Origin of the sequence: Diaphorobacter nitroreducens (genome assembly GCF_002214645.1) — a bacterium.
GTDB lineage: Bacteria > Pseudomonadota > Gammaproteobacteria > Burkholderiales > Burkholderiaceae_C > Diaphorobacter > Diaphorobacter nitroreducens.
In genome coordinates, this window is sequence record NZ_CP016278.1 from 1942863 (window position 1) to 1969609 (window position 26747).

The window sequence follows — 26747 nt, forward strand, 5'->3', positions numbered from 1 at the left end:
GCTCTCAGCTGAAAACGGCGGCGGAGTCTGTGGTGGCGACTGACGAATCAAGGCCCTCAATCTCCTCAATGAGACGAGACTCGACCAGCACGGCCAACGCGGCAACAGAGGGGTTCTTGAACAACGCTGCGGGATGAACGTCCACGCCATAGTCACGACGCACTCGGGCCAGCAGCTGAATGGCAAGCAGAGAATCACCGCCAAGCTCAAAGAAATCGTCGTGAATACCGATCGATCCAATGCCAAGGAAATCACCCCAAAGCGCTACCAGGTCAGATTCAAATTCACTCGTAGCTTCCGCATACGGTGTCGGTAACTGAGGCCGGGGGTACCGGTGAGCCTTGGCAACGGACTCCGGCAAGAGTCGATCTGCAAGCCCCGTGGAGTTCACTTCGGCAAATTGGCGCTCGAGCGCAGCAGTCGAGACCACGACTTGTGCTACAGACAATTCATTCAGCAAGGCTTCGAGCAGTTCCCCGCCTTGCGCAGGTGCAATACCTCGATCCTCGGGCAGCCTCTGCCCAGAAGCCATGCCCACCTCGCGCCAAGCATCCCAATTGACCGATATGACATGACCCCTGAGCTGACTCTCGCTGGCAGCGAATGCATCCAGAAAGCAGTTGGCTGCGCAGTAGTCGATTTGTCCAAAACCACCGACGACTGCGGTCAACGACGAACAGAGCATGACAAACGAAAGCGGCTCAGAACCAAGGGCCTCCATCAGGTTCCTTGCTCCGACCAGCTTGGGATTTATGACCCGTGACGCAGCCTCACGCGTCCTACTTGACATCATCCCGCCGCCGGCAATACCAGCCGCATGAATGGCCCCATCGATCGACCCAAAGCGCAACCGTGCTGCCTCAATGGCCGAGCGCATCTGGGCTGTGTCCTCGACATCGGCCTGAAGAACCAATACCTCAGAACCAAGAGATTCCAGTTCGAGCAGAGACCTCACTTGAGCGGACAAGGCATCGTCCTGGCTTCCTATTGCCACCAGCGCTTGCCACGCATCTCTCGGTGGCAATGCCGTACGCCCGATGAGCACTAAGCGCGCCCGCCAGCGTTGAGCCAGGTGTCGAGCCAGCGTAAGCCCGATGCCCCCCAATCCGCCGGTGATGAGGTAAACACCTTGCCGACGAATACGCTGGACGCCTTGAGATTCAAGACGAACAGGCTCGAACACTTTTGTCCAACGGAACGCGCCACGATAGGCCACGACGTCGCCCGTCCCGATCGCGCACATCTCCGCGACGATCTGCTGCGCAAGACGCCCCTCACCGGTACCATCGGCAGGCAGAACCACGTCAACCAACCGGCACGACACCCCCGGAAATTCCTGCGGAATCACCTTGCACGGTCCATGTAGGGTGGCCTTCTCCGGACAAAGCGGCTCCATGCCCGTGATGTCCTCGACCTGATTGGCCAACACCGTGATGGCGACCCGTCTTTCGCCGACTGGCGGGTTGATCGCGTCCATGGCTTGCGCCAACGCCATTAATGCATGGAAGCCGTCCTCGACGACTTCCGAAAGTTTCGACACCCCCGGTACATCAAGGCACCACAAGTGGCAGATGTGGGTCACCGCCCCCATCCGTGCTTCGACTGCTCGGAACAATTTCTCGAAGTCTGTGCGCTCACCGGGATTTAGTTCATACAGGTGAGAATCCAGTTGCCTGAACTGCTTCCCTTTAAGAACACGGATGACGAGAAAACCAATATCGGAAAGACGCTGATGCAGACATCTACTGAGCCCCACCTCATCTCCGAGCAACAGCATTACTCCATCATGATGGTCGACCGAGGAAGGAGGCAGCACCAAACCGCCGCGCCGCCATGCCGGCACATAGAACCAGTCTCTCCAATCACGATGGATGCCCGGCAACTCCTCCACAGCCGCACGTCCGCGCTCAAGCTTTGGCGGAGCAACCCAATATGACTGGTGCTCAAACGGATAGCCCGGCAAAGGCACCCGGCGAAGGGTGCCATGGTCAGAAGCCATGCCAGCATCGATCACCACACCGTGCGCCCAAAGCTGAGCTAGGCAGCGCAGCGGCTGTTGTACGCTGGAAGCGGATTCGCGAGGATGGCACTGAGATGCAAGGACAGCCCTGCGTGCACCCGCCAGCGGATGCCGCCGAGCCAGACCACTGAGGCCGTCCCCTGGACCCACCTCAAGCAGCATACGGTCTGGTTTGGAGAGCAACTCGCCGAGGCCGTCGGAAAACCGCACAGTGCCCCGCAAGTGCTGCACCCAATAGTCGGCGCTACAAGCCTCTTCAGACGTGATCCAGCGGCCTGTCAAATTGGATACAAAGGGAATCCTCGGCGGGCTCAAGACGATGCGTGAAACAATCGCCCGGAAATCACGCAGAACAGGGTCGAGCATATGAGAGTGGAAGGCATGCGAAACATGCAAACGCCGCGCGGCGACACCGCGTTCGACCAATTGCCGCTCGACAGCATCGATCACCTCGACAGGCCCTGAGAGCACACCCAGTTCCGGCGCATTGACCGCAGCGACATCACAGCCAACAGCCAACAGGCGTAGCTCTGCTTCGGGCAGGCTCACAGCCAGCATGGCCCCAGATGGCGTGGACTGGATCAATCGACCGCGTGCTGCCACCAACTCAAGCGCGTCCTCAAGTGAAAATACGCCAGCAAGGCAAGCAGCCACGTACTCGCCAATGCTGTGCCCCAGCATCGCATCGGGCTTCAGCCCCCAACTCATCCAGAGCTGCGCCATGGCGTACTCGATGACGAACAGCGCCGGCTGAGTGATGGCAGTCTGAGCCAAGCGCAAGGTCGCCTCGTTCTCACCCGATACCTCTTTCGGGTAAATCAGTTCACGAAGGTCCAAAGCCAAAGGTGAGGCCAGGCGCACGCAACAACGATCCACCATGTCGCGGAACACATGTTCACGCTCATAGAGCGAGCGCGCCATGTCGACATGCTGCGCCCCTTGGCCGGGAAACAAGAAAGCCACCGTTGGGCATTCCGACAGGACATGCCCGCTGACGAACGAAGCACCGGCACGAGAGGTCAGCGCGCCAATGGCTTCGGCATGATTGCGGGCGAGCACCGCAGCCCGATACCCAAATCGCTTGCGTCCCCACCTCAGGGTATGCGCCACATCGGGCAGGTTCTGCTCGGGATGCTGACCAAGGTGCTGTGCCAATTGTTCGATAGACCTGGTCAGTGCCCCCTGGCTGCGAGCCGAAAGCAAGAGCAGCTCGGCGTCATTCACCTGCGGAGTGATGCCTTCGCTCATTGAGGGCGCCTCCTCCAAAATGACATGCACATTGGTACCGCCCATGCCGAAGGCACTGACACCGGCCCGGCGTGGCGTCTCGCCCGCAGGCCACCGCCGCACTTCAGTGTTCACATAGAAGGGGCTGTTGGCAAAATCGATTGCGGGGTTTGGTTGTTCGAAGTTCAAGCTGGGCGGCAGTGTCTGGTGCTTGAGCGCCAAAACGGTCTTGATCAAACCAGTAACACCAGCGGCAGCATCAAGGTGACCGACGTTGGTCTTCACCGACCCAATTGCGCAGTAGCCTCGCCGGCTGGAACCAGCGCGAAAGGCCTGCGTCAATGCGGCGATCTCGATCGGGTCGCCAAGCGTGGTGCCCGTGCCATGCGCCTCCACGTAGCCGATTGAGTCCGACGACACTTCAGCCATCGCCTGTGCGGCCAGAATCACCTCCGCCTGACCATCGACGCTGGGGGCGGTGTAGCCCACCTTCGCTGCACCATCATTGTTGAGTGCAGAACCTTTGATCACTGCATGGATCGTGTCACCCTCGGCCAGTGCATCGCTCAGGCGCTTAAGCACCACGATGCCCGCACCGCTACCGATCACAGTACCAGCCGCCCTCGCATCGAAGGCGCGGCAGTGGCCATCAGGGGAGAGGATCGCCCCGGGCTGGTAGTGGTACCCACCGTCCTGCAACAGGTTGAGCCAGACGCCGCCGGCCAAGGCCATGTCGGTCTCGTGATTCAACAAGCTGCGACATGCCAGATGCACCGCGACCAGCGAAGTGGAACAAGCTGTTTGCACAGAGACCGCCGGACCACGCAGATCCAGTTTGTAGGCCACGCGGGTGGCCAGAGAATCCTTGTCGTTGCCATTCATCAGGCCCAGCAGCGAAGCAATATCGCTGGAACGCCAGTCCACTCCCGCCAGCAAGTGACGCAGCAAATAGACATTGGCACCGCTTCCCGCGTAGACACCAACGAGCTTCGTCCGGTCGTCTCCGGCATGGCCTGCATGTTCGAGTGCGTGCCAAGCAGTTTCTAAGAAGATGCGGTGCTGCGGATCGAGTTGTTCGGCATCTCGCGGTGAATAGCCGAAGAATCCGGCATCGAACTGGTCTATTCCCTCCAGCACGATCCCAGCCTTGACATATTCCGCATCGGTCAGGTCCGACTCGGAGACACCGCGCTCGCGCAGCGCTTGGTCTGCAAATGCCGTCACCGATTCAACACCGTCACGAATGTTGCGCCACAGCGCATCGATGTCGTTAGCCCCTGGAAAACGGCCGGCCATGCCAACGATGGCCACTTCGACGCCGCTTGCTTCGTACTCAATAGAATTACTCATGTGGGAATCCTTTCGGCGACGGGTTTTCGCACCAGAAATGCACCTTTCTGTCTGCGCGCGCGGTCGTTCACACGTTGTGTATCCGCGCTGGTCTGACCCCCGCCTTCACGCAAAAACGCAGCCGCAGCCCCTACCGTCGAATACTTGAATAGGTCGATCACCGAGAGCTCAACCTTCAGCTCGTGCCCGATTCGACGGTGCACTTTCAGCAGCAGCAGAGAATGCCCGCCGACATCGAAGAAGTTGTCGTGTCGGCCCACGCGCTCCACACCCAGCACCTCGGCCCAGATCTTGGCCAGCGCCTCTTCCACTTCCCCTTGCGGCGCTTCGTATTCGTGCTCGCTCTCGAACCCCGGCTCCGGCAGCGCCTTCCTGTCCACCTTGCCGTTGGCATTGAGCGGCAGGCTCTCCAGCACCACGAGCACACTCGGCACCATGTAGTCCGGCAGTTGCTTGCCCAGCCGCTCGCGCAGCTCACCCGCTTCGATCGCCTGTCCGGCCTGCGCCGACACGTAGCCCACCAGCCTCGCCCCGCCCGGCCCTTCCTTGGCCACCACCACCGCTTCCCTCACCTCGGGCTGCGACAGCAACTGCGCTTCCACTTCTCCCAGCTCGATGCGGAAGCCCCGGATCTTGACCTGGTGGTCGATCCGACCCAGGTACTCCAGTTGCCCTTCGCCGTTCCACCGCACCAGGTCGCCCGTGCGGTACAGCCGCCCTCCCGCCTCATCGAACGGGTCCGCTACAAACCGCTCCGCGCTCAACCCCGAACGACCCAGGTAGCCTCGCGCCAAGCCGTCGCCGGCCACGTACAGCTCGCCTGCCACACCGATCGGTGCGAGGTTAAGCGAGCCGTCCAGCACCCTCAGGCCAAGGTCCGGGATGGCTACGCCGACCGGGCTGCGCTGGCCCTGCAGGTCCGCTTCCGTGATCTGGCGGTAGGTGACGTGTACGGTTGTCTCGGTGATGCCGTACATGTTGATCAGCTGTGGGCTCTGGTCTCCCCAGTGCTCGACCCACGGGCGCAGTCGCTGTGGGTCCAGCGCTTCGCCGCCGAAGATCACGGCGCGCAGCGCCAGGCGCTCGTCGTAGAGGCCGGGCACATTCATGAGCTGGCCGAAGGCCGAGGGGGTCTGGTTGAGTACCGTCACCCGATGCCGGCGCAGCAGTTGCAGGAAGTCTTCCGGCGAGCGGCTGACCCAGTAGGGCACGATGACCAATTGCCCGCCGCTGCATAGCGCGCCGAAGATCTCCCAGACCGAGAAGTCGAAGGCGTAGGAGTGGAACATCGTCCAGACGTCGTTCGTACCGAACCGGAACCACGCGTCCGTGCTGCCGAGTAGCCGCGTGACGTTGCGATGGCAGAGCTGGGCGCCTTTGGGTCTTCCTGTCGACCCCGACGTGTAGATCACGTACGCCAGGTTCTCCCCATGCACCGCCACTTCGGGGTTGTGCGTGGACTCGTCCGCCACATCCAGCCCGTCGAGCTCCAGCACCGTCAGCCCTTCGGCCGCCGGCAGCCGATCCTTCACCGCGCCCTGCGTCAGCAGCAACCCAATCCCGCTGTCCTCGACCATGTAGGCCAGCCGATCCGCCGGGTACTCCGGGTCCAGCGGCACGTACGCCCCGCCGGCCTTCAGAATCGCCAGCAGTCCCACCACCATCTCGAGGGAGCGCTCCACCGCGATGCCGACCTTCACCTCCGGGCCCACACCCAGCTGGATCAGCCGATGTGCCAACCGGTTGGCCCGCGTGTTCAACTCGCCGTAGCTCAGCACCTCGTCGCCAAAGAGCAATGCCACCGCTTCAGGATGGGCCCGGGCTTGCCGCTCGATCAGCCGGTGTACCGGCTCGGCGTTCGGGTAGCGTTGTACGTTCTCACCCCACGCTTGGAGTTGTCGACGCTCAGCTTCACCTAGCAGCTCCACATCCCCAACCGCCTGCTCAGGACGCTCGGCCAGCGCCTGCAGTACCGCCACGTAGTGCCCCGCCATCCGCTCGATCGTGCCCGCCTCGAACAACTCCTTGGCGTAGGTGAAGCTCACATGTACCCGGCCATCAGCGTCTTCGCTGGTGTCGACCGTCAGTTCGAACTGCGCATGCTCGTTCCCGATAGACATTTCGGACACCGACCAGCCCAACCGCCGCTGCAATGGGGAAAGATCCCTCTGCAAGTGGTTGAACATCACGTCGAAGAGCGGAGTTGCGCCCAGATTGCGCTCCGGCCGCAATGCCTCCACGATCTGCTCGAATGGCAGTTCCTGATGCGTTTGAGCACCAAGCGCGGTCTCCCTGGCCTGCGCCAGCACCTGGGCTAGGCTCATGCGCCCCTCGACGCTATTGCGCAGCACCAGCGTGTTGACGAAAAACCCCACTACGCTCTGGAGCTCGGCACGCGAGCGGTTGGCCACCGGCACGCCAACACGGATGTCGTGCTGGCCGGAGTAACGGTGCAGCAGTGCCTGAAGAGCTGCCAGCAACACCATGAAGAGCGTGGCGCCATGGGCTTCCGCCGGCCCGCGCAAGCCTGCTACCAGCCCCTTGGGGAGTTCGAAGCCGTGTTGCCCCGCCCGGTACCGGGCAACCGCCTGACGCGGATGATCGGCGGGCAAGGCCAGAACCGGCTGCGCTTCGCCTGGCGGCACGCCGAGTTGTTTCAGCCAGTACGCCAGCTGCCGTTCTCTCGACTCCTGGTCCGGATGGTCGTGTTGCCAGACAGCGTAGTCCGCATACTGGACCGCAGGAGTTGGCAACGCCTCACCACCAGCTTGTCGAGCCGCGTACATCGCAGCCAATTCGTCGACAAGAACCTGCATCGAGGCACCGTCGGAAACGATGTGGTGCATCACCAGTGCCAAGATGTGAACCTGATCTTCCAGTCGCACGAGCGCCGCCCGAACCAAGGGACCGGCCGTCAGATCGAAGGGCTGCGTCTGGAGCGCTTGCAGCGTTTCTGCTGCGTGAGTTTCCCGCTCCTCACACACCACGCTGCGAAGGTCGAACATCTGAAGGTCCAGGCCCCCGCCGGCACGAACGATCTGCTCGACTTCACCATCCGGCCGCGCACGGAACACGGTGCGCAACGATTCATGCCGTTTGGCCAGATCATCGACGGCCAGCCGCATGGTTTCTACATCCAGTGCACCTGCGATGCGTAGCGCGCCCTGAACATGGTAGGCGGTGCTCAACGGATCGAGCCGCCACAGGAACCACTGCCGCTGCTGGGCTGAAGACAAAGGCAAGGGCTCGGTGCGACGCTCCGCGGGCAGGACTGGAATAGCCACCACCGACGTCCGCGCACCGGTTTTCTGGCAAGCCCGAACGCCCTCGGCCTGCGCCCCAAGACGCGGCAGCTCGAAAACCTGCCGGACCGGGAAATCGATACTCCACTTCTGCGAGATATGCGCTGCCAGTTGCACGGCAGCCAGCGAGTTGCCACCCTGAGTGAAGAAGTGCGCATCGCTGCCGTAGTTCCGCGTCGACTCATGCCCAAGCACCTGACGCCACATGCCGGCCAGCGTCTGCACCGTCTCGTCCTGAACGGCGTCATCGCCCGTGGCCGGATTGCCACCGGTCAGGCCTGCGCCCAAAACGAAGCATCCGCTCTCGAAAATCGCATAGGCATCGAGCGAGCGTTCCGCCCACCCTTTGCGGCAGGCAGCGCGCTGCAGCTTGCCGCTGGACGTCTTGGGTAAGGCCCCGGGGTTGAGCAGCACGACCGCCTTCGGTGCCTCGCCGCACTGCTCGCTCACCGCTATGCTCAGGGCATCAACCAGCACCTGCGGCGGCACGAGCTTCTGCAACCCTCGCGAGACCTCGGCAGCGACGCCGACGCCTTCCTGTCCATCAAAGTTCACCGCGAAGGCAGCTACCCGGCCTTTGCGCACCGCCTCGACCTCGGCCTCGACCACGCGCTCAATGTCCTGCGGGTAAATGTTGTGCCCACGCACGATGATCATGTCCTTGAGCCGCCCGGCCACGAAGATCTGCCCGTCATGCACGAAGCCCAGATCACCAGTGCGCAGCCAGCGACATCCGGCGCTCTCGACGAAAGCCTCTGCAGTTTCATGCGGCTTGTTCCAGTAGCCCGCGGCCATGCTGGGCCCCGCGGCCCAGATCTCGCCGATGGCACCCTCGGCGGCTATCTCGCCGGATTGCGGATCGACGATTCGCACCTCATGCTCCGAGGGAACACTGCCGCAGCCGACCAACGCCGCACCATCGGCGTCGACGGCCACCTTCCGCTTCGCGAGCGCCTCGGTATCGAAGCGGCTCACCACCATGCCGGTGCCCCGGCGCCCACCCGTGATGAAAAGCGTGGCCTCGGCCAGGCCATAGCAGGGATACACCGCACCGGCGCTGAATCCCACCGGGGCATAGCGTTCGATGAAGGCATCCATCGTGTCGTGCCGCACCGGCTCGGCGCCGGTGTAGGCCACGCGCCAGCTCGACAGATCCAGCCCCTCGGTCTGCGCCTCCTTGACCCGATCCAGGCACAGCCGGTATGCAAAGTCGGGACCGCCGCTGATCGTTACCCGATGGCGCGAGATCATCTCCAGCCAACGCAGCGGGCGCTCGAGGAAGAAGCGCGGCGAAGACAGCACGCAGGGAATGCCGCTGTAGAAGGGCTGCAGCAGTCCGCCGATCAGGCCCATGTCATGGAACAGCGGCGACCACACGCCGAATTTGTCATCGGCGCCGATCGAGAGTCCCTCACGGATCGCCCGCTCGTTGGCCATCAGGTTTCCGTGCGTCACCATCACCCCTTTGGGGGCCGAGGTGGAGCCGGACGTGTACTGGAGGAAGGCGACGTCTTCGCCGGCAGGTTGGTGCGGGCGCCAATCGCTGGCGATAGCCGGATCGACTTGGTCCACAGCCACCACCGTCGACACACCGAACTGGCTGGCAGCGGCCCCCACCAGCGCCTGGAGCGAACTCAAGGTCAGGATCCCCCGCGCCTGGGCATCCGCGGCAATACCGGCGAGCCGAGCCAGATGCTGCGGTCGCGCCGACTCCGGCGGGAATACCGGCACTGCGATCACGCCCGCATGAAAGCAAGCAAACATACTGACCGCATAGTGCTCATCGTTGTCGAGCAGGATCAGTACCCGATCGCCCTTCTCGAAACGGCCCTGCAGCACGGCGGCGAGCGCATGCACGCGATGCCCGAAGACGCGATAGGTCAAGGCCGTCTCGACGAGTTGGTCGTCGCGTTCCGCAACGACGGTCAGCGCAACATCCTCAGGCCGGTTGGCAACAAGTTGCTGCAGGCGTTCGATAAAGTTCGCAGGGTGAACAAATACGTTCTCTTGCGACACGGGCTGTGTCGTCATCAGGTTTTCCTCACTCGGCTATGCGTTTAGAACTTGCCCAGATTGCTGTGGGGCTCGGCCATGGCCACAACCACTTTGCGCGGCCCCTTTAAGGGCGAACGCGCATGGGCGATCAGCATGTTGTCGAGCATCGTGACGTCACCCTTTTCCCAGAGGCACGACACCGTCTCGGCATCCAGCACGGCGCGCACTTCGTCGAGCATCACATCGGGAATGGGTGAGCCATCGGCAAAGTAGGTGTTGCGCGGCACGTTCTCGATGCCCAGCAATTCCTCCAGCGACTCGCGGACCTCGGGCTGCAGGTTGGAAATGTGGAAGAGGTGGGCCTGGTTGAACCACACCACCTCGCCAGTGACCGGATGGGTCTCGATGGCCTGGCACAACTGGGTGGTGCGCAAATCCCCATCTGGCTTCCACTCCCAGCTGATGCCGGCCTTGCGGCAGAAAGCCTCGACCTCATCGCGGCGCTCGGTGTTGAATACTTTTTGCCAGGGCACGTCGAAGTCACCGTAGTTGCGCACGTAGAGAATTCCGGGTGCGAAGCGATCCCGGATCGAAGCAGGCATGCGCCGGTAGATCGCCCGACTATCGGCAATGGGCGTTTCACCCCCTTCGGTTGCCGGTGTCACGCAATGGAACCAGGCCTTCATCGGCCACATGCGCGTATAGGCCTGCTCGTTGTGAAGCGGAATCGACTGGTGGGCCGGATACTCGGTCGTGGTGTAGACGCCGCCACCCACGGCCGTGCGGGGCGTGGAACCGAACTCGTAGCTCAGCAGCGGGTGGCCAAACCCGGCCGCAAACTCGCGGAAGCTCTCGACCGAGGGCACCTCGAAACCACGCAGCAGCACACCACCGACCGTGGCCACCTGCGCCTCGATCTCGGACCGCAAGCGCGGCAAGGCATCCAGGAGCGACTCGCCGGTCTGTGAGGGCGTGATCAGCGTCGGCAGATCGGAGCCCGGCGGAGCCGTACGTTCGAATCGGGTCATCATCAGTTCAGTCATCTCAGTTCTCCCATACCGTCCGACTGCCAAGCCAGGGTGGCGGCATAGCCGGGCGGCGAATCGAGGCGAAGGGCATTCACACGAGGCCAGTCCATCCCATCGTGGCGTATGTCATAGCAAGAGTCGCCGGCGGATTCGGACCTCAACACGGAGAGCTGCTGCAGATGCTCCGCAACGCCAAGACCCAGCGCCTTCAACACTGCCTCCTTGGTGGCCCAGCACTCGAAGAAGTCGACACGTCGATCGTCGGGCAACTGCCGCTCAAACGCCGACAGCGCCTGCAAGGACAAACCGACCACATCGCAATGCGGATGGCGGCGCTCGATGTCGACGCCGACAGGGGCGCGCTCGGACAAGGCGATCAAGGCGAAGCTGCCGGCATGGGACACGTTGAAGAAGATGGCCGGGTTGGACGAACACGCCGCCTCCAGGCGCGGCTTGCCATATGAGTTGGTCACAAACCTCAGCGTCTGCGGGCGGCGACGCAGGCGCGCGCCCAGCAGCCGCCGCAATGCCGCACGCGTGACGACGAAGCGAACCTTGTCGCCATGCCGGAGGAAACGCAGCGCGCGCACACCCTCTTCTTCGCTCAGCAAGGCCCAGTCGGCATCCGACAACGGCGCGTCCAGATCCAGCGCAAGCTGGAACACGTCGATGCCGGCAGGCAGCGAATCAGGCAGACGCTGCGGCTGCATGGCCCACCCCGGAAAACTGGTGCGTCAGTTCCCGCACCACTGCAGCGACCACCCGCTGCTCATGCTGGCGAATGAAGAAATGCCCGCCATCGAACCAGTCAAGCGAGAACACGCCACCGGCCTCGCGCCGCCAGGCCTCGATGCGCTCGGCGGCAATATCGTCCTGCCGCCCCGCAAGGGTGTGCATCGGCACGGAAAGCGGCTCGCCCGCCTGGTATCGAAAGCTCTCGCAGACACGGTAGTCCGCACCCAGGGTGTCGAGGGTCAGGCGCAACAGCTCATCGCTGGCAAGCACCTCCTCGGGCGTACCGCCCTGCTTGCGCAGATCGGCGATCAGGGCCGCATCGTCGTTCTTGCCGGCAAAGCGATCCGGGTCGCGGCGCGAGGGCGCAGGACTGGCGGAGACGAACACTGCCCGAGGCATGGGCTTGGCCAGCGCGCGCTGACGCTGCGCTACGCCATAGGCCAGCAAGGCCCCCATGCTGTGACCGAACAAGGCGTAACGGCCTTGCATCGCTGCCGCCTGCTCATCACAGATCTGCGCCACGAGCCGCTCGAAGTCCTCGACGAAAGGCTCGCCCAACCGACCGCCCCGCCCCGGCAGTTCCACCGGCACCACGCGGATCCACTCCGGCAGCAGGCGGCGCCACCGCAGGTACATGGTGGCGCTCGCGCCTGCGCATGGCAGGGTCAGCAGATCGATGAACGGCGACCTCATGGAACCGGCCATCAGGCAGTCGCAGCAGCGGACGGGGCGGCCTTCGAGGACTGTTCGTCCATCCACTTGCGCAGCGACAGCGGGCGCATGTCGGTCCACGTCTTTTCGACGTAGTCGAGGACGGTCTTCTTGTCCCCCTTGATGCCTTCGACGGCCTTCCAGCCACCGGGTACGGCCTTCCAGTGAGGCCAGATGGAATACTGTTCTTCGTGGTTGACGAGAACGATGAAGGTCTCGTCCTCGCGGTCAAAGCAACTGGTCGACATGGGCATCCTCGTGCAGTGAAGAGAAAGCGACCTCGCGCGCTGCCGGCCCGTTTGCCGACACGCTGGTCACTGCCTTCAAAGACGAGACAGCCGTCGATTTGTTTAGTCGCCAGACATCTCACAGCGGCTCATGGCGAGCCGGAAACGACGGGGCAGCCCATCGCAAACACGCGCAGGACATCCACTCGGCGACGCACGCGAAATGCATGTCACGTGAGAAAGACGCACTGAGACACCGTCAGCGCAACAGCTGCGCCAATCGGTGTCTGGGTAACGCGCGGAGGGGGAACAACGCAACTGGTCGGGCGCAATGGACCCGACGCTCGACTTCAGAGCTGGGCAAAAGACGGCTAGCGTTCGCCGTCGGGTTCCGTACAGCCGGGGATGTCGATATCGTTGACAGGAGGAACCAGACCAGCCATCAGCCACAAGCGCCTGGCCTTGTCATAGGCTTGACGATGGACAGGATCGGCAGCAAGCCAGTGTGCCAGTTCGGCATCGGCGACCGCATCAAAACCTTGGCGCTCATGCTGACGTGTCACCCAGGACCAGGCGATGTCCCAAATCGGATCCTGCTTCGGATTCACTTCTTCGCCCATTGGCTGCCTTCTGAATACTGGGTGGCTGATGGCGCTATCGAATAGCACAAGTCGTTGAATGATGACAGCTATGTGACCAAAGCGCAAAAACTCACCGGGGACCGGCGCCCGTTATTTCCGGTATTGCTTGAGGCAGATCGAGCCATCGTCACGCCCCATCCAGCAGATCGCGGCACGACGCGACGGCCTGTGTTGCGTCCCTGAGCATGAAATTCACGAGCGTGGCGGAGCATCCCAACTGCTGCGCAATGTCCCGCTGCGTCAGCCCACCCAGCCGATACAGCTCGAACGCGTGTCGCGTCCTGGGCGGCAGGGTTCCGAGAACCGCGTCAATGGCATCGAGCACTTGCCGCTCATGGAGACACCGCTCCGGAACACAACCGCCGGCAACCTGAGGAAGCTCCCCATCTTCGGTGTAGATGCGGTACGTCGACTCGACGGCCTGACGACGGCAGTGATCGAGCGCCAGATTGCGGACCACCTGGCAGCAGTAGCAGTAGGGCTTGTCCACATTGCGCGCGCATGCACCTTCAACGAGCTTCAGGTAGGCATCCTGCGTCACCTCATCCGCGATCTCTGGGGTGCCCACGATCTTCTGGGCGATGCGGCGGAGTTGCGCGCGGTGCGCAACGAAGACCTCTTTGAGCGCCGCTCCCGGCGAATCCATCGACATTGCAGCGCCTCTCTGTTCAGGTGATTCGTTGTTTTACTTGCCCATCATAACTGCGAATAATTCTTATTCACGAAGCACTGAAAGTCAACCGTTTCGACTGCATCCAGTGCTTGGTTCAAGGTCAAATGATGGAACTTGCGCACCGTCACACCGAACCCAAAGCACATCGCACTGGCGCTTGGTACGACCGGTCTGCGCTTCGGCCATGGTGATCCGCATGGTGCAAGGGACCGCTGCTGGGCCGCTGTGGGCCCAAGGTGCGACTGCGCCCCCATCGAGGGCGTCCGCTTCAGCTCGCCACTCGATCCGACAGCATGGTGGTGGAGAAGGAAATCGCGGCGATATCCGCATCCGGGTACAAGTCGGTCATCAACTCGACCATGTCGGGGCGAGGCGGCAACAACTCGCGAACAGCCTGCTTTTCGGTGATACCCAGGATGAGCCCGATCTGCTCCTCGTCCGCCCCGCGTGCATCCAGGCGAAACGCCACCGTGCGTCTCAAGGTCACGGCCGACAGGCCATGCATGTTGATGCGCTTGAAGATCTTGCGATAGGTATCGAGCATCTGCCGGCACAAGTAGCGGGGCCGACCGTCGGCATCCAGGCAGTGCACGACGTAGGGCTGGCCGGCATCGTTCAGGAACAGCCGGGCAGACGGGTCGAAGCCCCGGTAGGGTTCGCCGGCCAGCAGCGCCCTGCCCTGTTGGGCAAGCCGGAACTCGAGATAGGCATCGATGGCCCGGATGGCCGCCGAACTCCGGAAAAACAGCGGGCGCGACTTCCGGTTGACCGATGCCGCCGCCCGCATTTCGGAACAACTGCGGACCGAGCCATCCGGATCCAGGTAGTCGCCGATCTCCAGGCGGGCAACCTCCAGAGGTCGCGCGCCCGTTGCCAGCACGATGTGGATCAGCGCCATGTCGCGCAAAGGCCATGGACTGCGCAGGCCGGCGCGGCGAATCATCGTCCAGACCTCCTTGTCGGAAAGGACTTGCGGTTGCGCGGCCGGAGCCGCCTCGCCAGCCTCAAAACGGGCGATCGCCGCCTCGACCTCGACTCGGAATGCACGCAACTTATGGACGTAGCCCGTTGCTTCCAGGTTGAGCCCGTTGATGCCGACCTGCCGCTGCAGCAGCCTGGCCAGACGCTTGACCCGGTGCTCGATCGCCGTACGGGTCAGCCCATAGGCAGAAGCGGCGACGTCATAGGTCTCCCCGGCAAGGACTGCCTTGAGTATGGCAATGGACAGGCGGGTTGACTCACTGTGCATTTCAGACGGGCAGCATGCGGATTGGCCTGCCTCCGATGCTCCCGTTCCACCCCGAGGCGAGACAGGAGAAGTTCGGCCCAAATCGGCACGAACTCGACATCAGCTCCAGGCCGGATGGCTTGCCGGTTACTCTCGGCTGGCGTTCCCGGCTCCGCACACAGATCGCACTGCCCATGCATTCCCCACCTCATGCCGCCTTGCCTGAGCGGTCGGCGCTGAAGAAGGAAATGCCTGGCGCCGCACAACATCCCACAGCCAACCACTGCCGTCGGCTCACTCGATGAAGCGCAAACATCCGGCTGCGGTGGGGAGGCGCCCCACCAGGCCAGTTCGGCTGTCGCGACATCCCCAAAAGTTCGGGATCCCGGGACGTTGGGCGTGACGCGCGGCTGGCGGACGTTGCAGACCGCACGGGGCGCGAGACACTGAACGGGCTTGCGGGTCATCGCGACCCGGTGCATGTCCCAAGCGGACATTCCGATCACCTCGGCGTTGCGGTCGTCACCCGCCTTGCAGACAAAGCCGCAGGCCGCGCCACACGGCACGGATCGGCGAGCCCTGGCAGCACACGCAGCCCGGCGCCAAAGTCATCGTTCATCGCACGCAGCCATTCCGGTCCTTACGCGACCGCTGGTCTGCCCACGGGTCAGTACCGCATCGGCCCATTTTTCCAACCTCATCGAGGAGTTCCACTCCTCATGACGGGCGGGGGGACTCCTTGTTTATCTGGAGTCCTCCCATGGTGAGAAAAGCCTCACGTTGTTCCGCATCCTATTGGCTGCCGGGCTTCGAGCCCGAAGCCGTTGCCACCGCCGAACAACCCATCGCCTTGCCGTCTTCGCCGGTGGGCCTTCCCGAAAGCGCATCGGTGCTGTCACAGGTCGTCGCCGCATTCGGTGCGACAGCCGAGGTCGGGGCGAGCGCCGAGCCTGAGACACAGGTGCAGCCCCGCGCTGAAGTGGCAACGCCACGGCAGCCCAGTTGGCGGCCGGTCGTCGTTGAACCGACCCGCTCCCCCCGGCTGAGCGTCCCCCGCCTGCGCCCGAACGACCTGGATGGCTTGGCCGGTACCACGGCCAAGTTCGATGCCAATGTGCAGGCCATCGAAACGCTGGTGCGTGTCGAGACCGGGCAACGCACGCCGGACGGCGATGAACGCCGCGCCCTCGTGCGCTACACCGGCTGGGGCAGCCTGCCGGCGGCCTTCAACCTCGCCGGCAAGGAGGCGGCTTGGAATGCGCGCGCCCAGCGCCTGCAAGCCCTGCTGGGCGAAGCCGACTACACCTCGGCCCGGGCCTCGGTCAACAACAGCCACTACACGTCGCTGGCGGTGATCGACGGCCTGTGGACGGCGGTACAACGCCTGGGCTTCAGCGGCGGGCGCATCCTTGAACCGGCCGCCGGCATTGGCCACTTCATCGGCGCCATGCCGGAAGCACTGCTGGCGAAGTCTCAAGTCACCGCGGTGGAAATCGACCACCTGTCGGGCCGCATGTTGCAAGCGCTGTACGCACCGGCCGGCGTCACGGTCCACGTGGCCCCGTTCGAGAAGCAGTCCTTTCCGGACAGCTGGTTCGACCTGGTCATCGGCAACGTTCCGTTCGGCAACTACAAGGTGCCGGACACGAGCAACCGGCCCTGCGCGGGCTTCAGCATCCACAACTACTTCATCGCCCGTTCGCTGGACCTGGTTCGCCCCGGCGGCCTGGTGGTTCTGATCACCAGCAGCCACACGCTGGAGTCTTCCAGCACGGTCGCGCGCCGGCATCTGGCTGCGCAGGCCCACCTGCTCAGCGCAATCCGCCTGCCCAGGGGCGCGTTTGCCGAACTGGCGGGCACGGAGGTACAGACCGACGTCCTGATCCTGAGGAAACGGGAAGGTTCGGAAACGGTAGACGGCGACTGGATCGAGCGAACCCAGGCGCCTGACGGCCTGATCGACCCGAGCCATGGGCGGCCCTACATGCAGGTCAACACCTGGTACGCCCGACACCCCGAGTGGGTCATCGGCCGCTTGCACATGCAAAGCAACGGCTACGAGGAAGTGCCGACGGCGGTCTTCGAAGGCGACCTCGCTGCCGCCCTATCTGAGCGGATCGCGATGTTGCCCGAGGGCATCTACCGTGCCGCCAAGTCGGCTGCTCGGATCGTCCATGCGCCCGTCCCCGCGGAACCTGGTGCAAGGCCAGGGACCTTCCGCATCCGCAATGGCCGGATACACCGGGTGGAAGGCGGCTCGCTAGTCGACGTGCATGAGCAGTTCAACGCCACTCAGCGGTCGCGGATCACTGGCATGTGCGCGATCCGCGATCATGCCCGCGCCCTGCTGGACACCCAGCTGGCCGAGGATGGCGACGACAAGCTGCGCCCCCTGCGGTCGATGCTCAACGGCACCTACGACCGCTACGTGGTGAAGTATGGCTGCCTGTCGACGCGGGCCAATGCGCTCGCGTTCCGGCGTGACCCGGATTACCCGCTGCTGCTCTCGCTTGAGCACCACGATGAAGAGACGGACTCCGCCCGCAAGGCGGCCCTGTTCACCCAGCGTACGTTGAAGCGCGTCACGGCACCGACCTCGGCTGACGAGCCGACGGCCGCACTGGCCGCGTCGATGCAGTGGCGCGGGCGGGTCGATCCGGCCTACATGGGACGACTCCTGTGCGCGCCCACCGATGCGGTGACGACGGCACTGGCCGACGCCGGCCACATCTTCCACGACCCGTCCGACGACGAATGGAAGACGGCCGATGAGTACCTGTCCGGCAATGTCAAGGTCAAGCTTGAGCAGGCCAGGATGGGTGGCGAGGCCTATCGGCGCAACACCGAGGCCCTGGAGCGTGTCCAGCCCGAAGATCTGCCGCCGGCGTCAATCGAGGTTCGCCTCGGTGCCGTCTGGATTCCGGCGGCCGACGTCGAAGCTTTCCTGCAAGAGGGCTTGGAACTGAAGGACTGCAAGGTCGCCTATTCGGCCGAAGCGGGTGCCTGGTCAGTGCAGTACTCGGAGTGGTCGGTGCGGCAAAGCGTCAAAGCCACGCAGGAATACGGCACCTCGCGCATGAATGCGGTGGAACTCGTCCTGTGCGCGCTCAACGTGCAGACCCCGACGGTCAAGGACTATGCGCCCGAGAAGGACGCCTACGTGGTCAACCCCACGGAGACCTTGGCCGCTCGGGAGAAGCTCGGCCTGCTGAAAGATCGCTTCGCTACCTGGGCTTTCGAGGACATGACCCGGCGCGAGCGACTGTGCGCGCTCTACAACCGCCTGTTCAACGCCACCCGGCCGAGGACTTACGACGGTTCTCACCTGGTGCTGCCGGGGTTCTCGCAGTGCTTCAAGCTGCACCCGCAACAACCGAACGCGGTGTGGCGCATCGTGCAGTCCGGCAACACCGGGCTGTTTCACACGGTGGGCGCCGGCAAGACGGCGGTATGCGTCATCGCCAGCATGGAGCTGCGCAGGCTGGGCTTTGCAGCCAAGCCTTGCCATGTTGTCCCGAACCACATGCTGCAGTCGTACACGGCGGAATTCGTCCGGCTCTATCCCCAGGCCTCGGTACTGATGGCCACGAAGGAAGACCTGGAAGGCGACCGCCGCAGGGAGCTCGTCTCGCGCATCGCCACCGGCGATTGGGATGCGGTGGTCATCACCCATTCGAGTTTCGAGCGTATCAAGACATCCCCCGAGTTTTCCGAGGGGTTCATCAAGGAGGTCATCCATGACATAGAACTGGCCGTGCGCGCGGCCAAGAGTGAAGACCGATCCAACCGGATCGTCAAGCAACTGGAGAAGATGAAGAAGAGCTGGGCGGCACGCCTGGAGAAGTTGTCGGCGCAGGGCAAGAAAGACGACCTGCTGACCTGGGAGCAACTGGGCATCGACTGGCTGTTCGTGGACGAGGCGCATTTGCACAAGAACCTTTTCCGCTTCTCCAAGATGCGGGTGGCAGGTTTGCCAATGGCCAGTTCCGAGCGTGCCTTCGATCTGTACCTGAAGACGCGCTACACGATGCAGTTGCATGGCAACCGGCAGCGCGGGGTGGTGTTCGCAACCGCGACACCCGTGGCCAACACCATGGCCGAGATCCACACCATGCAGCGCTACCTGCAGCCCAACCGGCTGGCAGAGCTCGGCCTGCAGCAATTCGATGCCTGGGCCGCCACCTTCGGGGAAGCGGTCACGGCGCTGGAGATCGCCCCGGACGGCAGCGGCTATCGGATGCACACGCGCTTCGCGCGCTTCATCAACGTGCCCGAGCTGATGTCGATCTTTGGGGAGGTCGCGGACATCCAGACTGCCGCGATGCTGAAGCTGCCGGTGCCCAAACTGCGCGGCGGAAAAGCCCGCGTCATGGCCTGCCCGCCGAGCCCGCAGTTGAAGGCCTTCGTGCAGACCCTGGTCGAACGTGCCGCAGCGATCCGCAATGGCCACGTGAAGCCCGACGAGGACAACATGCTGGCGGTGACCAACGACGGCCGCAAGGCCGCACTGGACTTCCGGTTGATCGCGCCATCGGCGCACTTCGACACGGCGGGCAAGGTAGCCGCATGCGTGCGTGAGGTGCATGCCATCTGGCAGCGCACGGCAGCAACACGCGGGGCTCAGTTGATCTTCTGCGACTTGTCGTCCCCCAAGGGTGGCAAGGCTTTCAGCGTCTATGACGATCTGCGCAGAAGGCTCATCGACGCCGGCATTCCCGAGCAGGACATCGCGTTCATCCATGACGCGGACACCGACGCCCAAAAGGCGAAGCTCTTCAAGGCGGTGCGGGAAGGCCGTATCCGCGTGCTGTTGGGGTCGACCCAGAAAATGGGGATCGGCACCAACGTGCAGGACCGGCTGGTCGCTCAACACGACCTCGACGCGCCATGGCGTCCGTGCGACGTGGAGCAGAGAGAGGGCCGCATCCTGCGGCAGGGCAACATGAACGAAGAAGTGGACATCTTCCGCTACGTAACCGAGGGGTCCTTCGATGCCTATTCCTGGCAGACCCTGGAAACCAAGGCACGCTTCATCGCGCAGGTCATGCGTGGAGACCGAGGCATCCGCTCCGTCGAAGATGTGGCGCTCGCCGCCCTGTCCTACGCGGAGGTCAAAGCCCTGGCATCGGGCAACCCGCTCGTCATCGAAAAGGCGGGTGTGGACGCGGAAGTGGCCAAACTCTCGACGCTCCATTGGGTGTGGCGCAACCAGCGCTATGCCAATGAGCGCGAAGTGGCCGATCTGCCGATGTTGATTGCCTCGCTGGAGAAGAAACTGGCGGCTCACGAGGCCGACCTGTCTCGGATGGAACCCCAAACGATGGGCAACATCGCGGTGGAGATTGGCAAACAGCGTCTCGTCGGCCCAGATGCGGTTGGAGAGGCGTTGCGAGCGATGGTGCTGGCGGTGAAGGAGGAAGCCACCCGTGGCCGGCTGCGCGTGGATCGCGCCGTCGGCCGCTTCGGCGGGTTCGACCTCGGCATCGTCTGCGCCAGCGGAGAACACACGCCGATGTACTACCTGGCGGGCAACGCCGTCTATGAGGCAACGCCCTACCAAATGGGGCCGGCCCTCGTGGCGGGACTGCTCGCCACGCTCGACATCGTCAAGGAATCGGCCAGCAAGGCCGGCGCCTTGCTGCAAACACGCCGCAAGCGCCTGGTCGACCTGCAGGTCGAACTGAGCCGGCCGTTCGAGCATGCCCTTCGCTTGCAGACGCTACAAGCACGCCAGGCTGCACTGATCGAACAGCTCGACCTCACGAAGGACGAAGCCGGCAGCCAGGCGGCTGACGCCGATGCTGGCGCAGCGCTCGTCGCTGCGTGATGAACTCCCCTCGGTCGAAGGATCGGGGGGATTTTTTCGCACATTAGCATCACACCCACTCGCCAAAAAGACGACTGAAACCAGTCTTAAACCGGATAGGGGTCTTCGAGACCAACATCAGTTGACGAATCCATCACGTAAAAGTATGCTGAAACCAATCTAAAGCAGACCAGGATTGATTTCAACATGCCCCGCCCTCTTCAACTGAGTCAGACTGCGCCTTTTGCCGTCCGGGATGGCGCCCAGCGCATCGGCGAACGTTTGACCCTGGCGCGCAAACGCCGCCGGCTGACCCTGCGCGACGTGGCCGCCAAGGCGGGGATCAGCTACGACACCGCACGTGCCGTGGAAGCCGGCAATCTGCAAACCGGCCTGGGCGCCTATCTGGCCATGCTCTGGGCAATGGGCCTGGAGTCAGAGATCCAGGCGTTTGCCGACCCCGAACGCGACGAAGAAGGCAAGCAACTGGAGATCACACGCCTGCCGCAACGGATTCGTCACCGCAAGGAGAACTTCGATGGCGAGTTCTGACCAGCGTGCCTACGTCTACCTCCAGCTACCGCAGTCCATGGAGGTCGTGACGGCGGGGTTCTACGAACTGGACTTCCCGCAAGGGGTGCCGACAGGCTCATTCGTCTACAACCCGGCCTACCTGCGACGCGCCGACGCGGTACCCCTTGAGCCCTACGAACTACCCCTGGCACCCAGGCGCGTGCAGACGGTCAAGCTCAAGGGCATCTTCGGCACCCTGCGCGACGCATCTCCCGATGCATGGGGCCGCCGCATCATCGAGAAGCACACCGAACGCACCGACCTCACCGAGGTCGACTACCTGCTGCACTCGCCCGAAGACCGGGCCGGCGCCCTGTCCTTCGGACGCGACAAGGTACCTCCCGCCCCGATCCGCAAGTTCAACCAGGTCATCCAGTTGGAAGCCCTGCTCGCCGCGGCCGAACAGTTCATGGAAGACGAAGCCGCGGGCAAGCCGGGCGTACCCGAGCAGATGCTTGAGCTCCTGCAGCCCGGCACATCCATGGGCGGCGCCCGTCCGAAGAACGTGGTCGAGGACGCGCAAGGGCTATGGCTTGCCAAGTTTCCAGACAAGGGAGACAAGTGGAACAACGCGCGTGTCGAAGGCGCGATGCTCGCCCTGGCACAGGAGTGCGGCCTGCGCGTTGCCAGGCATCGCATCGAGACCGTCGCCGGCAAGGACGTCCTGCTCGTGCAGCGCTTCGACCGTACCCTGACCGCGGACGGCTACCTTCGGCATCGCATGGTCAGCGGCCTGACTGCGCTGGGTGCGGAGGACTCACATGGCGATCGGGCCAAGTGGTCCTACCTGCTGCTGGCCGACGAACTTCGGCGGCGAAGCGCGCAACCGACTCAAGACCTGGAAGAACTGTTTCGGCGCATGGTGTTCAACGCCCTCATCTCGAACACCGACGACCATCCGCGCAACCATGCTCTGATCGCAGCCACGGACAAGTGGGAACTGTCACCAGCATACGACCTGACGCCCAACCCGCTGACCAGCGCAGAAAAGCGGGACCTCGCCATGACCTGTGGAATCTTCAACCGCTACGCGAACCGTGCCAATCTGCTCTCGCAACACGGGCAGTTCAAACTCTCCCTGGAACAGGCAACGGCTATCGTCAACCAGCTCCAGCAGGTGGTGACGGCTCGCTGGCATGCAGTGCTGCGGCAACAAGGCGCAACGCCCGCCAACTGCGACACACTGGCCGGCGCATTCAACTATCCGGGCTTCCAACTGGATCCCGTCGTGGTGCTCGCAGGCCAGTAGTCCCCCACCCAGCCCATGCAATGTTTCAAAGGAAGGATGCGTCCGTGCCCCCGTCACCCGAAGCACTCGAACAAGCCTGCGCGGACTACCGGCAGTATCTCCATGCGATCCTCGAACCCGCGATGGCGGAACTGCGAGCCGATATCGCTGCGCAGAACGTCCGGCTGCATCGGGTCTTCGGCGCCAACCTGTTCCTCGCCCATGCAGTCGACTACATCCTGGCGATTCGCAAGACCGCCGGTCTCGATGACCGCAGGGGCGAGTTCGTCCGGCAGTTCGACGAACTGTTCTGCGTGGACGGTGCACGCCTCAGCAATCGGAAGTTCGAGCTCATCGATGCCATCAACAACGCGCTCAAGCACATCCGGCTCGACCCGGAGCGGTACCGTGCGCTCGAGCAGCGCTACGGCCCGATTTCCTTTCAGAGTCTGTACGAAGAAGAAGGGCGCGTGCTGTGCCTGCTGGAAGGCTACCGCTTTGACTATGCCCGTGTCGTGCTGCTTCCTGCTTGCCAAGCCTTGCTGAGCTGGGCGTTCGAGACCACCGATGACGTCCTGGCATTCGCCCGCGGCGAGTTCGAAATCAGCGACTGGTCCGCCGACGACGAGTTGATGGCGTCGGACGATCCGGCCGATGCCATTGATCAGATGATCGTTGGCTGCAACCCCGAATGCCAGTACTGCGGTGAACACGAACAAGACTGCTACTGCGCGGAGTTCGTCTTCGAAGGCGAACAAGGTCGATTCGAACCGCGGTTCCGCGCCGACTTCGACTTCGATAGGGTCATGTCCAGGATTTCGGGGGCATACGCCCGTAGCACATGAGACAGCCTCCACCACCAGAGGCCAAGGACAAAGGACGAGGCCGACGCAGTGCTCGTCGCTGCATGATGCCCCCGGTCGCAAGACTGGGGGTGTCTGTAGCCAGATCTTTGGATCAGGCGCGGGATACCCGAGGGCCGCTCATCTCCCAGCGCCACCTCACGCAGTTGAGCTCGCTACGGGTCCCGCACGGCAGACCGGTGCTTGCAGCATCTTTACGGCATTAGTAAAATTTCAAGCGTGATTTTTATTAGCGACGAGCGCTATTTAAGCCGCCTTAACTTACGCGCCATGCCCACCCGCGACACTTCACAAGACACCCAGCCGACGAATCCCAGAATCGGGCGCTACGTGTCGACCGTAGCCTTTGACGAGACCGTCAACGCCTACGTTCCGCCCGCCCTGCCGCCCGAACCACCGCTGGCGCTTTCAGCACAGCTACTGCAGCGACTGAGCGAGGCCGACCGGGCGATTGGCCGACTGGATGGCGTGGCCATGCTACTCCCCGACAAGGCCTTGTTCCTCTACATGTACGTGCGCAAGGAAGCGGTCCTGTCCTCGCAGATCGAAGGCACCCAGTCCACCCTGGACGATCTGCTCCAGTTCGAGAACGCGGCGCTGGTCGGCAAGCCCCTCGACGACATCACCGAGGTGTCCAACTACGTGGACGCGATGATGTATGGGTTGAGTGTCCTGCGCGACCCGAAAGGATTGCCGCTGTGCCTGCGCCTGCTGCGGGACATGCACGCCCGGCTCCTGCAGAAGGGTCGCGGGCAGGGCAAGAATCCGGGCGAGTTCCGCCGCTCTCAGAACTGGATCGGTGGCACGCGTCCGGGCAATGCCCACTACGTGCCGCCGCCGATCAACGAAATGAAGAAGTGTCTGGGGGATCTCGAACGCTTCCTCCACGACGACTCCGGATTCATCCCTCCGCTCATCAAGGCCGGGCTACTGCATGTGCAGTTCGAATCCATCCACCCGTTCCTGGACGGCAACGGACGCCTGGGACGCCTGATGATCGCCCTGTTCCTCGTGGAGAAGAAGATCCTCCACGAACCCCTGCTCTACCTGAGCCTGTACCTCAAGACCCACCGGGAGCAGTACTACCGGCTGCTGCAGGACGTTCGGCTGCGCGGAGACTGGGAGACCTGGACGGAGTTCTTCCTCACGGGCGTGGCAGAAACGGCCAACAACGCCTACGAGAGCGCGATGCGCATCGTGGCGCTATTTCAGGCGGACAGGGAGCGCATCGCGGCATGCGGCGAGCAGACCAACTCCATGCTCCGAATCCACGAACTGCTCCAAACACACCCGTTCCTCAACGCAGCCCAGGCCAAGGAGAAAACCGGCCTCAGCGCCCCGACGGTCAACAAGGCCTTCGAAGCGCTGGAGAACCTCAAGGTCGTGGGAGAAATCACCGGCAAGCAGCGCGGCCGCGTTTTCGCCTACACGGAGTTCCTGAAGATTCTGGAAAGCGGCACAGAGGTTCAGCAGCCACTCAGGCCGGATTCAGCCAGTTGACCGACAGGATGCGCGGATCACCCGTCTGCCGCGCCATCACCCCCCTGCTTTTCAATCCACGCACGGATGTCCTCCGCGCGCCAGGCGGTGATGCGACCGGATATCTTGACGGGTGCGGGGAAGGTCTTCGCCCTCACCCTGCGCCACAAGGTCGAATGCGAGAAGGGAAGGAATTGCAGCAAGCGCGCTTCACGCAGGAAGCCGGTTTGAGGCAGGACGGCAGGTGCGTCTTGGCAGACGCGAGCAGGCCTTGACGCCTGCCAGGATGGGATTGCGGTGGGCATGTTCGGTTCCTCATGGATGCCGAAGTTCATGACCCCCTCCGTCGCGATCGTGCTAGGTCAGATTCGAACGATCGCTAGGGAAGCAAACACAGGACATGCCGCCGGCTTCCCGGGCGACGGCAAAAAAATAAAACGAACGCATGGCGGGCCTGGCGGGCCGCTACGAAAAACAGAAAAAACGAGTGATCTCGCGCGGGATTGGCGAGTCGCTTTCAGCAGGGCGGGTGACGTCCGCTACGTCCGGCGCGACGATCACGCCCGGAGGAACCCGGCACCCCACCCGCTTGCAGCACGGGAGGGGATGGCCGGTTCCGATACGGTAACGCACGTCATGAGCGTCAATCAACACCTCATATCATGCTGCGGCACGACACCACACCCAAAGGCCCTGTGGGCACGCGAGATGGGTGGTGCAGCCACGCAAGCCGCCCGGCAGTGACGGCGACCGTCCTCAGCGATCACCCTCCGGGCCTTCTCCCGGCTCAGGCATGGACGCCTCGGATTCCAAGGGATCGACAGATCGATCGACTGCATCGTCCGCCAAGTCGACGAGCACGACACGGGCTTCCGGCTCGGCAAGATCACCTTCCGTATCCCCGTCACCCTCAACACCCCCGTCCTCCCCTGCGCGCACGGCGCCAGGGGAAGCCGACGCGTTGCCACCGCCAGCGGCGCTCGCGGCCAGCGCGTTCATGCGCCGGCGCAGCCCGGTTGCCAGACTGCGCGCCGAGTTCGCCACGTCGCGGACCTGGCGCTTGAGCGTGGCACGCTGGATATCGAGCGCCTGTGTGGTGATGACCTCATGGATCTCCAGCGTCTGCAGCAAGGGCATCAGTTGGTCGATCTTGCCGATCAGATCCAGGTAGCGCCGGCCGGTCGACGAGATGATCCCGACCTCGATTTCCAGGGCTTGCGTGTCGTAGGTGGCCGAACTTGTGATGCCGTTGGCCTGGAACAGCGCTTCAGCGCCGTCGATGGCCTTGTTGAGCGCTTCGGCCACCGTATCGATACGCGCCTTGATGGCCGCCTCGACCTTGGCCACATCGTCCGAGTCCAGGCGCGTGCGCGCCAGCACGGAAATGAAGTGGGCGTTGAGCTGCAAGGTGCTGAAGAAGCGCACGAACAGACGCTTGCCTTCGGCGCTTGTCAGACGCGTGACCACTTTAATGCTTGCAGCTTCAACGCGACGGAAGTCAACCTTTGCCTCGCGAGCCAGGATGCGTGCGTTCACCGCGCCTTCGTCGGTCTTGACGATCTGCGCACCGGAGAATTTCGTTGCCATGGGAGACCTCTCTGCTGTCGACTTGAAGCAGATCGTCCTCGTCTGGCAGCTTGAACTCCACCCGAATATCCCGT

The 26747-nt window shown here is 63.2% G+C and carries 16 protein-coding genes; 5 read left to right on the top strand and 11 right to left on the bottom strand.

Annotation, left to right across the window (positions count from 1 at the left end):
* Positions 1–4 precede the first annotated feature (4 nt).
* From BA022_RS09135 to BA022_RS09175, 9 genes are all read right to left on the bottom strand, one after another.
* Entirely contained in the window at positions 5–4597 is a 4593-nt protein-coding gene (locus BA022_RS09135; RefSeq protein WP_088887294.1) for a type I polyketide synthase, read from the bottom strand.
* The gene (locus tag BA022_RS09140) at positions 4594–9930 is read right to left on the bottom strand and encodes a non-ribosomal peptide synthetase (protein ID WP_088887295.1); all 5337 of its coding nucleotides are present in this window, start codon (positions 9928–9930) and stop codon (positions 4594–4596) included. Before BA022_RS09140 ends, BA022_RS09135 begins: the two co-directional genes overlap by 4 nt.
* Positions 9931–9956: 26 nt before the next feature.
* The gene (locus BA022_RS09145; RefSeq protein ID WP_088887296.1) at positions 9957–10937 is read right to left on the bottom strand and encodes a TauD/TfdA family dioxygenase; all 981 of its coding nucleotides are present in this window, start codon (positions 10935–10937) and stop codon (positions 9957–9959) included.
* Positions 10934–11632, bottom strand: a complete 699-nt coding sequence (locus BA022_RS09150) for a 4'-phosphopantetheinyl transferase family protein (protein WP_088887297.1) — start codon at positions 11630–11632, stop codon at positions 10934–10936. The genes BA022_RS09145 and BA022_RS09150 overlap by 4 nt, the downstream gene beginning before the upstream one ends.
* Positions 11610–12350: a thioesterase II family protein gene (locus BA022_RS09155; protein WP_088888580.1), complete on the bottom strand. Its 741-nt coding sequence runs from the start codon at positions 12348–12350 to the stop codon at positions 11610–11612. The genes BA022_RS09150 and BA022_RS09155 overlap by 23 nt, the downstream gene beginning before the upstream one ends.
* Before the next feature lie 11 nt (positions 12351–12361).
* Entirely contained in the window at positions 12362–12616 is a 255-nt protein-coding gene (locus tag BA022_RS09160) for an MbtH family protein (protein WP_088888581.1), read from the bottom strand.
* Between the two features lie 350 nt (positions 12617–12966).
* The gene (locus tag BA022_RS09165) at positions 12967–13215 is read right to left on the bottom strand and encodes a FecR/PupR family sigma factor regulator (RefSeq protein ID WP_088887298.1); all 249 of its coding nucleotides are present in this window, start codon (positions 13213–13215) and stop codon (positions 12967–12969) included.
* A gap of 148 nt (positions 13216–13363) precedes the next feature.
* The gene (locus tag BA022_RS09170) at positions 13364–13888 is read right to left on the bottom strand and encodes a sigma-70 family RNA polymerase sigma factor (protein ID WP_088887299.1); all 525 of its coding nucleotides are present in this window, start codon (positions 13886–13888) and stop codon (positions 13364–13366) included.
* Between the two features lie 289 nt (positions 13889–14177).
* A complete protein-coding gene (locus BA022_RS09175) occupies positions 14178–15158 on the bottom strand; it encodes a site-specific integrase (RefSeq protein WP_088887300.1) in 981 nt (326 codons plus the stop codon).
* Between the two features lie 739 nt (positions 15159–15897).
* Between BA022_RS09175 and BA022_RS09180 the strand changes: the two genes are divergently transcribed.
* The 5 genes from BA022_RS09180 to BA022_RS09200 all read left to right on the top strand — a co-directional run bounded on the left by BA022_RS09180 (position 15898) and on the right by BA022_RS09200 (position 25107).
* Positions 15898–20964, top strand: coding sequence for a DEAD/DEAH box helicase (locus BA022_RS09180; RefSeq protein ID WP_228403786.1), 5067 nt, complete (start codon positions 15898–15900; stop codon positions 20962–20964).
* Between the two features lie 186 nt (positions 20965–21150).
* Entirely contained in the window at positions 21151–21495 is a 345-nt protein-coding gene (locus BA022_RS09185; RefSeq protein ID WP_088887301.1) for a helix-turn-helix domain-containing protein, read from the top strand.
* A complete protein-coding gene (locus BA022_RS09190; RefSeq protein WP_088887302.1) occupies positions 21482–22765 on the top strand; it encodes a type II toxin-antitoxin system HipA family toxin in 1284 nt (427 codons plus the stop codon). Before BA022_RS09185 ends, BA022_RS09190 begins: the two co-directional genes overlap by 14 nt.
* Before the next feature lie 44 nt (positions 22766–22809).
* The gene (locus BA022_RS09195) at positions 22810–23589 is read left to right on the top strand and encodes a hypothetical protein (protein ID WP_228403793.1); all 780 of its coding nucleotides are present in this window, start codon (positions 22810–22812) and stop codon (positions 23587–23589) included.
* Positions 23590–23790: 201 nt separating this feature from the next.
* On the top strand, positions 23791–25107 hold the full coding sequence (locus tag BA022_RS09200) for a Fic family protein (protein WP_228403794.1): 1317 nt from the start codon (positions 23791–23793) through the stop codon (positions 25105–25107).
* Between the two features lie 17 nt (positions 25108–25124).
* Here BA022_RS09200 and BA022_RS09205 read toward each other — a convergent pair whose 3' ends face one another.
* Positions 25125–25421 carry a helix-turn-helix transcriptional regulator gene (locus BA022_RS09205; protein WP_088887305.1) on the bottom strand — a complete coding sequence of 99 codons (297 nt, stop codon included), beginning with the start codon at positions 25419–25421 and terminating at the stop codon, positions 25125–25127.
* Between the two features lie 421 nt (positions 25422–25842).
* Positions 25843–26673, bottom strand: a complete 831-nt coding sequence (locus BA022_RS09210; protein ID WP_088887306.1) for an AcaB family transcriptional regulator — start codon at positions 26671–26673, stop codon at positions 25843–25845.
* Between the last annotated feature and the right edge of the window lie 74 nt (positions 26674–26747).